The sequence below is a fragment of the Gracilibacillus sp. D59 genome (assembly GCF_052246695.1).
In the GTDB taxonomy this organism is placed as follows: domain Bacteria; phylum Bacillota; class Bacilli; order Bacillales; family Amphibacillaceae; genus Gracilibacillus.
This window is the reverse complement of the sequence record NZ_JBQQCK010000002.1, coordinates 660,251-675,976: the sequence shown is the minus strand read 5'-3', so window position 1 is coordinate 675,976 and position 15,726 is coordinate 660,251. Positions and strand designations below refer to the sequence as shown.

Sequence of the window (15,726 nt, the reverse complement as noted above, 5' to 3'; positions counted from 1 at the left end):
TTAGTTCATACAATGGTAAAATATACTTGATTTAAACCTTACATGAAAGGAATCGGAGATATATAAAGTCAAAAAAAAAGCCTTAGCATTTCGCTAAGGCTTTTCCTAGATGAATTGAATTATTCACCTTCTACTGCTGCAATTTCTTCTTTAAGTTTATCATAGATTGCAGGATCGATTCCTTCTACCTCATCACGGTAGTATTGGTGTACTGGTTCTGCAGCCTTTCTAAACTCAGCAATTTGATCTTCAGTTAGTTCAATAATCTCAGTTGGATGTTCTGTATCAGCTTTAATCGCTTCTAAACCTGCTTCATTTTGAGCCTTTTGTTCTTTAAATACCCAATCTTGCATTTCTGCTATTGTCTCATCTACTACTTTTTTTACATTTTCATCAAGACCGTTATACCACTCAGTATTAGCTGTAGTCATTGCTACATAGTTATTATGGTGAGAAATTGTTACAGTGTCTTGTACTTCGTGGAAACTTGCTGACTCAATAAAGAAAAGTGGATTTTCCTGAGCGTCAACTGTTTCACGATCTAATGCTGTGTATAACTCACCCCAGCTTAAAGATTGCACTGTTGCACCATATGCGTCATATGTTTCACGCATTAAAGGTGATTCTTGTACACGCATATTAAGCCCTTCCCAATCTGATGGAGATTCGATACCAACATTACTAGTCCATGCCATTTCACCTTCAGTCCAGAATGCAAGTGGTGAAATGCTATGCTCTTCATATTTTGCTCGTAAATCTTTGTTTAATGCTTCACTAGTTGTTAAAATTTCCTGAACTTTTTCTTGGTCAGATGGGAAGAAATAATGAAGTGAGAAAATTTGACCATCTGGTACTTGACCACCTGTGAAACCAGGTGACATAACTGCTAGCTGAACGCCACCTTGTTGTAATAATTGTGCTTGGTCAACTTCACTACCAAGTGCACCATATTCTAATGGCTCTACTGTGATAGCTCCACCAGTTTTTTCACTAATACGCTTAGCAAACTCTGCTGCATATTCGTATTGAACTTCGCCTTTAAGTTCTTCTGTTACGAATTGCCACTTAGCCTCTTCAAACTCTCCTTCTGCACTTTCGCTTCCTTCACCTTCAGAACCTGTATCTTCACCCGTGTTGCCTTCATCCGTTCCTTCTTCACTGTTTCCACCACATGCCACTAGCAAAAAGCTAAGTGTTAAAATGGAAAGCAGCATAATGAAATACTTTTTGTTTAAAATGACCATTACCCCCTAGAAAATTTGTATTATTTTATATCAAGTGGCTAAATATTTTAGCGCACTTTAATAACTTAAATTAATATCAATGATATTTGCGGGAAAATAATTAATAAAACTCCTATGATCAATAACATGATAATAAACGGTGGTGTACTCCTAATTACTTCCAGGTATGGTTTCTTAAACACCGCACTGGCCGTAAAGATATCGACCCCAAATGGCGGTGTTGCTGAACCTAGTGCCGCCTGGAACGTTATAATGATTCCTAGATGAATTAAATCCACACCTGCTGCTTCTGCTGCTGGAGCAAAGATCGGTGTCAAAATTAGAATAACTACAATAGGATCTACGAACATACATCCAACAAAGAAAAAGATACTGACAATAACTAACACATATACTGCACTTGGATCTGTTCCTAACACTGTTTCAGTTATTTGTTGTGGTATACGGGCATAACCCAATACCCATGTGAATAATTGTCCACCAGCTACTAATATAAATACAGCAGATGTAACTAAACCAGTCGAAAGAGCAATACCTGGTAGCTTTTTCCATGGGATAGTTTTAAAAATTAACACTTCTAAAATAATGGCATATAATACCGAAATACCAGACGCTTCAACGGGTGTAAAGTAACCTAAATAAATACCACCGATGATTATCACTGGGAAGCCTAATGGTAATAAAGATTTTCTGAAGAATTTAAATCTATCTGGCCAGGATACTCTTTCTGCTAATGGAATATTTTTAACCTTTGCATAGATTACACTATAAATAGCAAACGCTAAAAATACTATAACCCCTGGAATGATACCGGCAATAAACAGATCCCCGACAGATACACCGGAGCCGGCTGCTAGTGCATAGATAATCATACCGATACTCGGAGGGACAAGTAATGCAACATCACTGGAGTTGATAATCAGTGCTATTGCATTTGAATCTTTATATCCAATTTTCAATAATCTTTCTCGCATAGGACGACCGATCGCAACCACCGTCGCCTGTGTTGAACCGGAAATCGCCCCGAACATCGTACATGCCGCTGCTGTTGTAACAGCGTATCCACCGCGAATATGCCCAACAAAAGCTCCAATAAAATCTAGCAATCGTTGTGACGTTTTTCCGGATGTCATAATATCTGCTGCAAATATAAATAACGGAACACATAATAACACCGGTGATTCAATACCTGTCAAAAGCTGTTTCATTAATAAATCCATACTTAAGTTTGGGTTAAAAACTAACATAACAACGACTGGTGCTAAAATCAACGGTATCATCATTGGAAAATTTAACAGCAATAATATAATCATTATCGATAATAATGTCGTTAACATAGGCTTTTCCTCTCTACTCTTTTATCGTTTATACAGATATGTCTTCCAACTTTACATCTTTTTTCTCTTGATCATTGTAATCTACTGCATCGATACCTAAATAAACTTTATCTTTTGCTTTAGCTGTAAAGTTAACGTATGTATTACGTAAGAATTGGATTCCTGCTGTTAAGAAACCGATTGGAATAAATACGGCCATAAGATACCTAGGGACTTCTAACGAGGTTGTAATCGCTCCCGTACTATATTCAAACATTACTAAATTGTAAGAATAATACGCCATTAAGAACATTACGATTGCAGTAATAAAGTTAATAATTATCATCATTACTTTACGTACTTTAAATGGTGCAAAGTCATAGAATGCGGACATACTGATATGGCGTCCTTTTCTAGCTGCATAAGCTATACCCATGAATGTTGCAATAACTATAGCAAATTTACTAACTTCATAAGCAAAGTAAAATGCCCCTGAGTTAAAGACTTCACGTGCTATAACATTGCCAACTATCATGATGGAAATTAATATAATGGCAAAGCTAAGGATAAATTCCTCCAACTTCATCACAATTTTGTCTATCCAGTGAAATACTTTCAACGTTTTCCTTCCTCCTCTATATAAAGGCCACCGAATTTATACTACATTTAATGGTACAAAATTGTGGCAGTATTCACAAATTTACTATACCCCGATTGAGATCAATTAAACCACAAATTTTTGTGTATCAAAAAAATGTTCGCCATTCATGGATATATAATGTCATTTGCTCTTAAATGATGCATTATCCTCGAAAAATGGTACAACGCTTTCATTTTATTGGAAATTATTGCCTGTTTTTGCGTGTTACTTGCCTATTCCGTCTAACTGATTTAGGCTTAACAAAGAAGTTTTGATTGGAGTGGAGAGTATGAACAAAAAAGAAATAGAAGCTGAAATAGAAGATTTGAAAGCTGATTATTCAAGATTGTCTGCTGACCTTGAGAAGTTAGTATATGTCGGTGCGAACACGGAATATAATGAAAAGGAATTAGAGCGTTTGGCTGCCAAAATTGCCTCTCTTCGTCAACAGTTGCAACAGAAAAAGAGCTAGCAACTACTCGTTGCTAGCTTTACCATTTCGTTTTCCCTCTATTTTTTCTTGGATTTTATTAAACTCTTTACTTGGCGGTGTCAAGCTGACAATTGTATCACCCGCTGTTGCTGTTGTATCTAGGTCTTCTATAAAGAATTCAATTTGTTTTGATTGCTTTAACACGAATAACAGTACTGTTTCCTTATCGCGATCCTTCATATAGTCTTCATACAAATAGCGCTCTGTTAACGAAGTTTTTCGTAAAACATATCCACTCTTTAGTTTGTATTTCAACTCTTCAATTCCTTCAGTCGGTGTAAACACTTCACTTCCTCCAATCGTGTGATCAAGATCAACTAAATGATCCCCGCTATGACTTTGATTGGGTAAGCGGAACACATTCTTTCGACCAAACTCAGGCAAGAAAGTAGAGCATACTAATACATTATAGGAGTCATATTCGCTAGCAGTTAACAAATAGTCATATGGCGTAAAATCCATCATATATTCTGTCTGCTCAGATAAAATTTCACAGTGGTTATGCTTTATCCCTGCTTTTCTGGCTCCATAGAGGCGATCCCATGATGAATCAACAACAATTGCCGGAATATCTAATTCCTGCATAACCTTTGCAAGAGCATTAGTAAAACGGTTGGATCCAACAATCAGCACACCAGGATTTCCTTCTGAAGACAGGTTTAATTTTTTCGCTAACCAGCCAATCGAAAAACCATGAACAACAACCGTAGAGAATACTAAAGCAAAAGTTAATGATGTGACAAGAGAGGCACCTTCAAAGCCTTCATCTGCCAGGATTGTTGCAAAATAACTGGCAACTGTTAAGGCAACAATACCTCTTGGTGCGATCCAGCCAACCAACGTTTTCTCTTGAAACGACAGCCCCGAGTTAATAGTCGATAAGAAAATAGACAATGGACGAACGACAAATAACATTAATAATACATAACCAATAATTTCAGGTTGAAAAACATCCATTAATGTATCCATTGTAAGTGACGCAGTTAATAGGATAAAAACGGTTGAAACTAAAAGAATTGAAATATTTTCTTTAAAATGACGCATATCTTTGATGGACGAAATACCGAGATTTGCTAACGTCATCCCCATTGCTGTTACCGCTAATAAACCTGTTTCATGTTTCACTTCATCCGCTATGATAAAACAGGCAGTAACCGCTGCAAAAACGGCAGGGGATTTTAAAAACTCTGGAATATGCCCTGATTCAAACATCCAACCGGTCATTTTACCAAACACAACGCCAAGCACCACGGCAAATAATGATGCTAATAAGAAATACAATAAAGCTGTTGCATCTCTTCCATCCGCTAATAAGAATAATATGAATTCAAACGCAAAAACAGCTATTAAGGCACCAAATGGGTCGACTATAATCCCTTCCCATTTCAAGATCTTAGCTGGTGTTGGCTTTAATTTGGATTGCCTTAATAAGGGTAAAATAACCGTTGGGCCTGTTACAATGAAAATACCACCAATGACAAATGCAACAGCCCAGGATAATCCTGCAACATAATGTGCGGTTAATGAACCAAGGATCCATGCAAGAAAGGCTCCCCATGTAACAATACGAAAGACCGGTTTCCCTAACCCTTTTACTTCTTTAAAGTTCAGATTTAAACTTCCTTCAAAAAGAATGATTGCTACAGCTATCGAAATAAAAGGATGATACAAATCACCAAAAGCTTTCTCCGGGTTCATCAGTCCTAATATGGGCCCTGCCAGCAACCCTGCAATGGACATAACAACGATTGCTGGTAATTGAAATTTCCAAGCAATCCATTGCGATCCAACACCAAGCACTGCAATAAGCATAAGTATTAATAATAACGAGTCCATCATCATCCCCCCGTACGTTTCATCTTTTTATCTATTTGTCTTTCATTCATTTCATCACAAGCTAGCATTATTTTAAAGGTTAATAGATGGGATGTAAATATTTTTATTTAAAACTTCCTTCTTTACACGATAAAGTGAAACTTCCATTAGTGCGGGTTTTACGATTCGTATCGTAATAAACGCAGTAAATGTGACGGTGATTAAGCCAAGTTTTGCTAATATGTATCATGGTGAAAAAATGTTATGCTAACAATGAGTTTATTAAAAGGATGATCATTTATGAGTACATTGGATTTATTAAAAAAATATTTTGGTTATGATAACTTTCGACCTGGGCAAGAAAAAATTGTAGGCCAAATTCTCAATCAGAACAACACATTAGCAATCATGCCCACTGGTGGAGGGAAATCGATCTGTTATCAAATCCCGGGTCTTGCGCAAGATGGGATAACAATCGTGATCTCTCCACTTATCTCCTTAATGAAAGATCAGGTAGATGCGCTTCAATCTCTAGGTGTTGCTGCTACCTACATAAACAGTTCCCTAACAACAGAAGAGCAATTTAACAGATTAGCTGATATTCGGAACGGGGTATACAGGTTTGTCTATGTTGCACCGGAACGTTTTGATTCCAATACTTTTTTTGATGCGATTAATTCAATAAATATTGCTTTGATTGCTTTTGATGAGGCCCACTGCATTTCTCAATGGGGACACGATTTCCGTCCCAGTTATCGGACCGTTGTTCAAGCCGTCAATCAATTACGGAATCGCCCCGTTCTGATCGGGTTAACAGCAACGGCAACTGCTGAGGTAATACGTGATTTACAACAACTACTCAATGTTAAGGACGATGCTGTTGTTAACACCGGTTTTGCCCGTAACAATCTAACCTTCCAAGTTGTGAAAGGACATGATCGTCAAAATTATATAACAGATTATTTACGAGCCCATCCTGATGACACCGGTATTATTTATGCTATTACAAGAAAACAGGTTGATCAATTATATTTTTTGTTACAGGAAAAAGGATTCTCCGTCAGAAAATACCATGCAGGGATGTCAGAAGATGCCCGAAAAGAGGCACAGAACGATTTTATTTATGATAATGCGCGCGTGATGGTAGCTACCAATGCATTTGGCATGGGAATTGATAAGTCCAATGTTCGTTACGTTCTCCACTATGCCTTACCGAAGAACTTGGAGAGCTATTACCAAGAGGCTGGTCGCGCTGGACGAGATGGTGAACCAAGTCAATGTGTGATTCTTTTTTCTGGTCAGGATATTACCTTACAAAAATATTTAATTGATCAGTCAGAAATGATGGATGAGGAGAAAAAGAAAGGCGAATACGATAAATTACAGGCGATGATCAATTATTGCCATACAGACCAATGTCTACAGCAATATATCCTTCGTTATTTTAACGATACAATTTCTTCTACTGATGCTTGCGGTAACTGTTCTAATTGTGACAGTGAATTGGAGAAAGTTGACCGCACCAAAGAAGCTCAAATGGTACTCTCCTGTGTCAAACGGGTAGGTGAGCGATTCGGAGCCAGTTTAGTAGCGAAAGTTTTAAAGGGGTCAAATGACAAAAAAGTAAAACAATTCCGCTTTGACCGCTTATCTACATATGGACTAATGAAAGATATGACTGAAAAAGAGCTCGTTTCCTTTATTCAATTTTTAGTCGCGGAGGACTTTTTATTATCTGAAGGTGGACGCTTTCCTGTCCTGCGCCTAAGCAAGCGGGCGGTATCTGTTTTAACAGGAGAAGAAAAAGTATATGTGCAAGCAGCCAAAGTAGAAACAAAAGAAGTTGTCGAATATGACATGGAAATGTTTGAACAATTAAGGAAATTGCGTAAATCATTAGCAGATGAGCAAGGTGTTCCGCCTTATGTTATTTTTTCTGATAAAAGCTTGCGTGAGATGTCGGTTGCCAAGCCGAAGTCCAAATATGAGATGTTGCAGATTCATGGTGTTGGCGAGCGCAAGTTCGAACAATACGGCGAAGTTTTCATGGACTGTTTTTTGGAAGAAGCTTAGATTAAGAATAAGTTTTCTGGACACTTTTAACACTTTTCTGGACACTTGCAGTAAAAAGAACTCCCGTTGCCTAACGGGAGTTCTTCATTTTTTATTCAAAATCGATTGCCCATGCTCCTTGGCGGAATACCGGTTCTTTTTCTCCGTCCTCGGTTTCGCCGTCGATATCTAAGTCTGCTGAACCGATCATAAAGTCGACATGAGTCAGGCTGTCATTGACACCATGCTTGTCCAACTCTTCTTCATTCATGTCAGATCCACCTTCAAGATTGGTCGGGTACGCTTTCCCTAATGCGATATGACAGGACGCATTTTCATCAAATAAAGTGTTATAGAAAATTAAGCCTGATTGTGAAATTGGGGATGCGTGTGGAACTAATGCTAACTCTCCCAGTCTTGTCGCCCCTTCATCTGTATCAAGTAAATGTTTTAACGTGTCATACCCTTGTTCTGCTTCAAAATCGACTACTTTTCCGTCTTTAAACGTTATACTAAAACCATCAATCATATTACCGCCATACACAAGTGGCTTCGTTGCAGTTACTTTTCCATCTACTTTATATTTGTGAGGCAATGTAAATACTTCTTCTGTCGGCATATTCGGATTAAAGTTGTTACCATTAGGTAATTTCGCAGAACCACCTTTCCAAATGTGCCCTTCAGGTAATTCGAAGCGGATATCTGTTCCTTCCGATTTAAAAAGTAAAGCTTTATAAGATTTATCATTTAAGTATTCACGTGCTTGCTTTAAAGTATTGTTGTGCTCTTCCCAAGCAGCCACGGGATCTTCTTGATCAACACGGACAATTTTAAATATTTCTTCCCATAAGCTCTCGATTGCATCTGCTTTGGATTTATCTGGGAAGATTTTTTGTGCCCAGTCACCTGTTGGAATCGAAATGATTGACCATGGTATCCGGTCATTCATTGTATATTGACGAAATTCCTTCATCGCTTCCCCACTTGCTTTGTTAGCTTTTGCAACTTTACCCGGATCAATATCTTTTAGTAAATCCGGATTAGTGGAGCGGATTGATAGTAACGCAGCGCCATCCTTAGCAAAATCTAAATGCTTAGCTATTTGCCATTCCGGTATATCTGTCAATACGTCCTCAGATGCATAGTTGAATTTTAAATAAGTCAGTTCATCGTCAGTCCAATTCACATGGACATTTTTGGCACCCATTTCATATGCTTTACGGACTACAATTCTCGCAAAATCTGCTCCTTCTATTGAGGAATTGACCACTAATGCTTGTCCTTCTTGTAAGTTAACACCTGTCTTTAATGCAAGTTCTGCATATTTTTCTTGTAGTTGTTTGTCAGCCATTATGACTCCTCCTTCAGCTCTTCCATTAATAGAGATAGTTCTTCCCATCGTTCCATTTTTTCCTCTAGCAAGGTTTCGACTTCATTTTGCTTATTATAAAGTGGTTGAATTTTACCTATATCACTGCCTGCTTCGGCAATTTCTGTTGCAATTTGCTCAAGCTCTGCTTCTAGCTCTGTAATTTCATCTTCAATCGTATCCCATTCTTTTTGCTCATGATAGGATAGTTTTTTCTTTTTGCGTTTCGGTTTTTGCTTCGGTGTTGCCTTAATTTGATTCGCTTCTGATTCTCTTTGCTGTTCGCGGAATTCGGAATAATTTCCGTAAAAAAAGGTTAAGGTTTCACTTCCGGTAAAGGCAATAATCTGTTCGACAGTTTTGTCCAGAAAGTAGCGATCATGAGATACCGTAATGACAACTCCCGGAAATTGATCTAAATAATCTTCAAGTACTGCGAGAGTTTCGGTATCAAGATCGTTAGTTGGCTCGTCCAGAAATAATACATTCGGCTCTCGCATTAGTACGGTTAACAAATATAGCCTTCTCCGTTCGCCACCCGATAACTTTCTGACGTATGTCCACTGTTGTGATCTTGGAAATAAAAATCGTTCCAGCATTTGTTCAGCTGTAATTACACTACCATCTATTGTGTGGACCACCTCTGCTACATCACGGACAAGGTCAATTACTTTGATCGCATCATCAAGTGGTGGATGATCTTGTGTGTAATACCCTACTTTCACGGTTTCACCGACATCGATAGTACCTGCATCTGGTTCGACGCGACCAGCTAAAATATTAAGTAATGTTGTTTTCCCACTTCCATTGGCGCCTACAATACCAAGTCTGTCACCAGGCTTGATTAGAAAGTCAAAATCCTTAAATAAGGTGATACCATCATATGCTTTACTTAAGTCTTTTATTTCCATGACTTTTTTACCGAGGCGAGTGGAACCAACTTGAAACTCTAGATCCTGTTTAGTCGTATCAAAAGTTTTCTCCTTCATTTGCTCGACACGATCGATACGTGCTTTTTGTTTTGTTGTTCTTGCTTTTACTCCTGCTTTAAGCCAGGCAATTTCTTTTTTGAGAATATTTTTATGCTTTTGTTCTGCCTGGAGTTCCTGTTCTTCTCTTAATGCTTGTTGTTCTAAAAAGGTTTGATAATTGCCTTCATATGTATATAAGTTGCCCTTATCCAACTCAAAAATACGGTTGGTAATACGATTGAGAAAATAGCGATCGTGGGTAACGAGCAAAATTGCACCTTGATAAGTTGGCAAGTATTCTTCGAGCCATTCGATTGTATCGTTATCAAGATGGTTGGTTGGCTCATCGAGTATAAGTAAATCTGCCGGCTGGATTAATGCTTTAGCAATTGCTACGCGTTTGCGCTGTCCGCCAGAAAGATTCTCTGTTTTTTTGTCAAACGATGGAACACCCAATTTCGTTAAGATTGTTTTGGCTAAGGTCATGGCATCCCATGCTTCTAGCTGATCCATTTTTTCTTGCATTTTTAATAATTGATTTTGCATTGCTTCGTTCTCAGGATCTTGTTCCAAAGCTAATACAGCTGATTCGTATTGTCTTAAGGTGACCATCACCTTTGCATCACCATAATATATCTGGTTCAACACCGTGTCCCCATCTGTTAGCTGTGGGTCCTGATCTAAGTATTCTATCCGGTAATCATTCGGATGATCAATGGTGCCAGCTTCTGCTTGGTCGATCCCTGCTAATACTTTTAATAAGGTGGATTTTCCCGTACCGTTGACACCAATTAAACCGATACGATCGGTGTCTGTAATCGATAACGAAATCCCGTCAAACAATACTTTTTCACCATATGTTTTGACAAGATCCTCTACTTTAATCATGCGCATTGTATCTATCCTTTCTAGTGCCCCTCAACTTTCAGCTAAGTCGTAGAAGATAACAACTACGAAGTAATGAAAATTTATCTAGGTGCTAACATTTATTGACCGGACATTTAGTGCGTTATTTGAATGAAAATCACCTGTTTTTCCATGTTAGCGGACATTGAATCCCTTATTTGGTTCATTTCAGTCTCCATTAGCACTATTTCCGATGAATAGCGGAATAGATGTCCGCGACCACCCTAAAAATGGCACTTTTGTCACAAATAGCGGAACAAATGTCCGCGCTCAGCCCAGATTTACTTGGAAGCCCACGTTACTTCGCAGTTTATATTTTTTTACTATTTTTTTCTTTAAAAGGCTGTCTCCCTAGTTCAACTGAATTACTACAAAATCGGTGAAATCAATCTTGAAATTGACTCTTTGAAACGAATCCATACTGAACGTTGTTGGTATAACGAATATGTAAGTGTTGTTACATGTTCCATATCTTTTTCGAATTCATCAACCAGCATTTCTGCCAATGTTTCATTATATAAAAAGGCATTTATTTCAAAGTTCAAGCGAAAACTGCGGACATCAATATTTGCTGTTCCTATTGACGCTATTTTACTATCTACTACTATCATTTTAGCATGTAGGAAACCTTTTTGATAAATATAAACGGTTGCCCCCGCTTTTAACATTTCACCGATATACGAATAAGTTGCCCAATAGACAAAAGGATGGTCTGGCTTATTCGGAATCATAATACGGACATCTACTCCTGATAGACAGGCAATCTTCAATGCATCTAACAGACTTTCATCCGGAATAAAATAAGGTGTTTGAATAAAGATATAATCTTTTGCTGACATGATCATTTTAATGTAGCCATTTTTTATCTGTTCCCATTCAGAATCCGGACCGCTTGAAACAATTTGCATACCGATATTCCCAGCGGGAACAGGTGTATAATAACGCTCATCATATTCAATATCATGGCGGGACGCCTGGTTCCAATCCAGGATAAATCGAGTTTGCAAATGTTCTACAGCACTACCCGAGATGCGCAGATGGGTATCACGCCAATAACCGAATCGCTTGTCTTCCCCCAGATATTCATCTCCAATATTAAAACCACCGATATAGCCGATTTCCCCATCAATAATCACAAGCTTGCGGTGGTTACGGTGGTTAATTTTAAAATTGACCTTCGGAATTAACGGTGGGAAAAATCCTTCGACTTCTGCCCCGGCATGACGCATTTTTCGAACCATCTTCCTGCTTAACGTCCGGGATCCTAAATCGTCATATAAAAAACGAACTTCAACCCCTTCTTTTGCCTTTTTAATCAAAGCGTCCGCTAAACGTGTACCGAGGTGATCAGACCTTACTATATAATACAATAGGTGAATATGATCTGTAGCATTTTCGATATCTTCTAACAAAGAGTTGAATTTTCGATTTCCATCCGTAAATACGTTGACATCATTATCCTGTGAAAAGATCGCATCATTATTTCGTAAATGCAAATAGAATAGATCCTTATATTGATACATCCTAGGATCTTTGACAAAGAAGTCGCCATTTTCAATATCACGCAATTGATGCTGTACTGCCGTTTTGACACCTAATTTGCTTTTAGTATCCCAAGTGAAAATTGTTTTGTTACTTAGTTTTCTACCAAAGATAAGATATAAAATAAATCCAAAAATCGGAATGAATGTCAATACCATAATCCATGCCCATGTAGAAGTGGGATTTTTACGCTCTAAAAAGATAATGGTTAAAGATAAAAGAATATTAAAAATTAAGATAAAACTTATGATAAGTTGCGTAAATTCCATACGAACCCCTCCCTTCTGACTACCTCTATACTCTTAATATAGCATAATTATGACTAAGCTAATAGCAATCGCTATCAGCTTAGTCGATCGTGATTGAGTCATTATCTTGTTCGGTTTTAGGACCTCTAATTTCTAACACACCATTTTGGAAGCTTGCTTTTGCTGTTCGTTTATCAACAGCATATGGCAATGTTATCGTTCGCTGATTACGATGCTGCCTTCTTTCCTTATGATAGTAATGATACGAATCATCATACTGTTCGGTTTCCTCCTGGTGATTGACCATTACTGTAATTTGATTCCCTACTATTCGCAGTTGTATTTGTTCTTTTTTAATACCTGGTAAATCAACACGGACGATCCAGTCCTTCTCTGTTTCTGCAACATCAGCAGGGATTTGTTTTGGTACTTTTGCTTGTTCAAAAAAGCTATCAATCGTTTCCATGACATTTCGTGTTGGTTTTTCATAAAGAAAGGCATCTAATTTTTTCACCAAATCCTCTCCCCATTCTGGCATTCCGCCTTTTTGTGGCATTTGAATCACTCCTTTCAATGACTTCCATCAACAAGGAATTTCTTTATCCTGTATCTACAGTGGTAGAAACGGGATTAAAATCCTCCAATTCATTTTATGCATTTAGGCTATAAATGATCCTGAAGTTAATTTTTATTAATATTCTGATTTTTTATTGACGGTTTCCAGAATATAACTTATAATAAGGACTATTCAATTGAATATGTAATAACTCTTATTTAGAGAGGCAGAGGGAATAGGCCCTATGAAGCCCGGCAACCATCAGTTTGAACATCAAATTGAAATGGTGCTAAATCCTACAGGTTTTACCTGAAAGATAAGAGGAGGACAGCTAATATTTTCAACCTCTTCTTACTTTCGTAAAGAAGAGGTTTTTCTAATTTTTAAGGAGGGTACATAATGACAAATTCGTTCCAATTTCCAGGTAGTGAAACAAATCTATTACACGGTGGACAACAAGTAGACCCTGCAACAAATGCTCGTGCCGTTCCGATCTATCAAACAACTTCTTACGTATTTAATGATACCGAGCACGCACAAAACTTATTTGCTTTAGCAGAAATGGGTAATATTTATTCTCGTATTATGAATCCAACTGTTGACGCATTTGAACAACGCATTGCCTTATTAGAAGATGGAGTAGTTGCTGTCGGTACTGCATCTGGTGCATCTGCTATCACATTAGCTATTTTAAACCTCGCCAATGCCGGTGATGAAATTATTGCCGACAGTAACTTATATGGTGGTACTTTCAATTTATTTAATAAAACATTGCCGAAATATGGTATTGATGTGAAATTTGTAGATGGAACAGATCCAGAAAATTTCAGAGCTGCCATTACCCCAAAAACGAAAGCGGTTTTTGGTGAAGTGATTACAAATCCTAGTCTAAATGTGTTTGATATTGAAGCTGTTGCTGATATCGCTCACGAACAAGGTGTACCATTAATTATTGATAATACCTTCGCAACTCCATATGTATGTAAACCGATTAGCTGGGGTGCTGACATCGTTGTGCACTCCGCAACGAAATGGATTGGTGGTCATGGTACCTCGATTGGGGGAATTGTCGTAGATAGTGGTAGATTTAATTGGAATAGCGAACGATTCCCTGGATTTACTGAGCCAGATGAGACTTATCATGGTATACGATTTGGAATTGATATTGGACCACCTGCATTCGCTATTAAATTACGTGTGCAACTACTACGTGATATCGGTCCATCATTAAGTCCGCAAAATGCATTTTATTTCTTACAAGGACTAGAGACGTTGCATTTACGCATTGAACGTCATGGTGAAAACACAAAAGCCGTTGCTAATTACCTAGAAAACCATCCACAAGTAGAATGGGTTTCTTATCCAGGACTTGAACATCATCCTTCTCACCAATTAGCAAAAAAATATTTGTGTAACCATTTTGGCTTTATTATCGTCTTTGGTATAAAGGGTGGAAAAGAATCTGGTCGTCAGGTGATAGATAATGTTCATTTATGGTCCCATGTGGCTAATGTGGGAGATGCAAAATCATTAATTATTCACCCTGCATCTACTACACACCAGCAGTTGAATGAAGAAGAATTAAAAGCTTCCGGTGTTAAAGAGGAATTGATTCGTTTGTCTGTCGGGATCGAAACTGCAGATGATATTATTGCAGACCTTGATCAAGCGATCGCGAAAGCAACTAACAGTGAACCAACTGTCAAACCCGATAGTGAAAAAGCAATTGCATGGGCACTTTCGTCTCCTCTTGCTCGTGAAAATGGAGAAATTCGTCCAAAAACAATTGCAGTAGCAGGTGATATCGAAGGTTCAGAAGCACTAAGTAAACTGAAAAAATTAGGTTATCAAATAACTCCAGCAGCTGCTGCAGAAGGTGAGATTGATATTTTATTCGTCACTGACAGTAAGGAAGCAGCAAATGCTTATACTGATAAAGCAAAAATTGTCTGGTTTGCCAAAGAGCAAACAGACCCTACAACTAAAGAAAAGGCGGAAGCAAATGGACAAATTGTTGTGGAACATAAATGTCCGTTCCAGGAAGCAGATCGCTTACGCCGTGGAGAATAACATTTCTCCCTGACTATCGTTATTTATCTCCCCAAGATAAATATATATACATAAGACCGCAGACCTTGTTATTGGTTTGCGGTCTTATTACTGTGTTTACAGCACATTTTCCTATTTACCATAATTTCTTTGTTGTGATACAATACATATCATTATACAAAACAAGCATTTTCATCCATAGAATTGCATAACCTTTAACACATGTTAATAAGAAAAAAATAAGGATAACCCACCCGGTCCTTATACGCACTAGATACAAACTGCGAAGTAATGAATATTTAAAATTGCTTCCTTCTATCTTAGTTTTTGATGAGTGCAAGCATACGCTACGGCAAGATACCTCGCTTTCCACGGGCACGGCCTCAGTCTCCTCAGAAACAAAGGGCGTTTTCTTGCGGGGTCTTCGGACACGTGCTGGTCCCGTAGGAGTCTCCGTATCTTGCCTCCGCTCTGCGTAGTGTGCTGATTTTTGAAAGAGGTAATACACGGGAATTAGTTTCCGAG

General features: G+C 38.0%; 11 protein-coding genes and 1 riboswitch. Of the genes, 3 read left to right on the top strand and 8 right to left on the bottom strand.

What is annotated here, in order from left to right; all coding sequences use genetic code 11:
* Positions 1 to 119: 119 nt before the first annotated feature.
* From dctP to ACTWP4_RS06220, 3 genes are all read right to left on the bottom strand, one after another.
* Positions 120 to 1,244 (bottom strand): TRAP transporter substrate-binding protein DctP, encoded by a 1,125-nt coding sequence (gene dctP / locus ACTWP4_RS06230; RefSeq protein ID WP_443127894.1) that lies wholly within the window; start codon positions 1,242 to 1,244, stop codon positions 120 to 122.
* Positions 1,245 to 1,309: 65 nt separating this feature from the next.
* Complete coding sequence (locus ACTWP4_RS06225) at positions 1,310 to 2,581, bottom strand: TRAP transporter large permease (protein WP_443127893.1); 1,272 nt, start codon at positions 2,579 to 2,581, stop codon at positions 1,310 to 1,312.
* A gap of 28 nt (positions 2,582 to 2,609) precedes the next feature.
* Positions 2,610 to 3,179, bottom strand: coding sequence for a TRAP transporter small permease (locus tag ACTWP4_RS06220; RefSeq protein ID WP_443127892.1), 570 nt, complete (start codon positions 3,177 to 3,179; stop codon positions 2,610 to 2,612).
* A 310-nt stretch (positions 3,180 to 3,489) separates the two neighbouring features.
* Here ACTWP4_RS06220 and ACTWP4_RS06215 point away from each other — a divergent pair, with 310 nt between their 5' ends.
* Positions 3,490 to 3,672 (top strand): SE1832 family protein, encoded by a 183-nt coding sequence (locus ACTWP4_RS06215; RefSeq protein ID WP_443127891.1) that lies wholly within the window; start codon positions 3,490 to 3,492, stop codon positions 3,670 to 3,672.
* 3 nt (positions 3,673 to 3,675) lie between these two features.
* Here ACTWP4_RS06215 and ACTWP4_RS06210 read toward each other — a convergent pair whose 3' ends face one another.
* Positions 3,676 to 5,532, bottom strand: coding sequence for a cation:proton antiporter (locus ACTWP4_RS06210; protein WP_443127890.1), 1,857 nt, complete (start codon positions 5,530 to 5,532; stop codon positions 3,676 to 3,678).
* A 276-nt stretch (positions 5,533 to 5,808) separates the two neighbouring features.
* Here ACTWP4_RS06210 and recQ point away from each other — a divergent pair, with 276 nt between their 5' ends.
* Positions 5,809 to 7,581, top strand: coding sequence for a DNA helicase RecQ (recQ, locus tag ACTWP4_RS06205; protein ID WP_443127889.1), 1,773 nt, complete (start codon positions 5,809 to 5,811; stop codon positions 7,579 to 7,581).
* Positions 7,582 to 7,672: 91 nt separating this feature from the next.
* On the opposite strand, the gene ACTWP4_RS06200 is transcribed toward recQ, so the two are convergent.
* From ACTWP4_RS06200 to ACTWP4_RS06185, 4 genes are all read right to left on the bottom strand, one after another.
* Positions 7,673 to 8,911 (bottom strand): aminopeptidase, encoded by a 1,239-nt coding sequence (locus ACTWP4_RS06200; RefSeq protein WP_443127888.1) that lies wholly within the window; start codon positions 8,909 to 8,911, stop codon positions 7,673 to 7,675.
* Positions 8,911 to 10,794, bottom strand: coding sequence for an ABC-F family ATP-binding cassette domain-containing protein (locus tag ACTWP4_RS06195; protein WP_443127887.1), 1,884 nt, complete (start codon positions 10,792 to 10,794; stop codon positions 8,911 to 8,913). The genes ACTWP4_RS06200 and ACTWP4_RS06195 overlap by 1 nt, the downstream gene beginning before the upstream one ends.
* Positions 10,795 to 11,174: 380 nt before the next feature.
* Entirely contained in the window at positions 11,175 to 12,617 is a 1,443-nt protein-coding gene (gene cls, locus ACTWP4_RS06190) for a cardiolipin synthase (protein WP_443127886.1), read from the bottom strand.
* Positions 12,618 to 12,696: 79 nt separating this feature from the next.
* Positions 12,697 to 13,152 carry an Hsp20/alpha crystallin family protein gene (locus tag ACTWP4_RS06185; RefSeq protein ID WP_443127885.1) on the bottom strand — a complete coding sequence of 152 codons (456 nt, stop codon included), beginning with the start codon at positions 13,150 to 13,152 and terminating at the stop codon, positions 12,697 to 12,699.
* 211 nt (positions 13,153 to 13,363) lie between these two features.
* A riboswitch (SAM riboswitch) is annotated at positions 13,364 to 13,475 on the top strand.
* Positions 13,476 to 13,551: 76 nt separating this feature from the next.
* Here ACTWP4_RS06185 and ACTWP4_RS06180 point away from each other — a divergent pair.
* Entirely contained in the window at positions 13,552 to 15,222 is a 1,671-nt protein-coding gene (locus tag ACTWP4_RS06180; RefSeq protein WP_443127884.1) for an aminotransferase class V-fold PLP-dependent enzyme, read from the top strand.
* The last annotated feature ends 504 nt before the right edge of the window (positions 15,223 to 15,726 follow it).

Coding starts and splice junctions, on each gene's coding strand:
- cls (WP_443127886.1), bottom strand. CDS start 12,617: ATGGAATTTACGCAACTTATCATAAGTTTTATCTTAATTTTTAATATT.
- ACTWP4_RS06210 (WP_443127890.1), bottom strand. CDS start 5,532: ATGATGGACTCGTTATTATTAATACTTATGCTTATTGCAGTGCTTGGT.
- ACTWP4_RS06200 (WP_443127888.1), bottom strand. CDS start 8,911: ATGGCTGACAAACAACTACAAGAAAAATATGCAGAACTTGCATTAAAG.
- dctP (WP_443127894.1), bottom strand. CDS start 1,244: ATGGTCATTTTAAACAAAAAGTATTTCATTATGCTGCTTTCCATTTTA.
- ACTWP4_RS06180 (WP_443127884.1), top strand. CDS start 13,552: ATGACAAATTCGTTCCAATTTCCAGGTAGTGAAACAAATCTATTACAC.
- recQ (WP_443127889.1), top strand. CDS start 5,809: ATGAGTACATTGGATTTATTAAAAAAATATTTTGGTTATGATAACTTT.
- ACTWP4_RS06185 (WP_443127885.1), bottom strand. CDS start 13,152: ATGCCACAAAAAGGCGGAATGCCAGAATGGGGAGAGGATTTGGTGAAA.
- ACTWP4_RS06225 (WP_443127893.1), bottom strand. CDS start 2,581: ATGTTAACGACATTATTATCGATAATGATTATATTATTGCTGTTAAAT.
- ACTWP4_RS06215 (WP_443127891.1), top strand. CDS start 3,490: ATGAACAAAAAAGAAATAGAAGCTGAAATAGAAGATTTGAAAGCTGAT.
- ACTWP4_RS06195 (WP_443127887.1), bottom strand. CDS start 10,794: ATGCGCATGATTAAAGTAGAGGATCTTGTCAAAACATATGGTGAAAAA.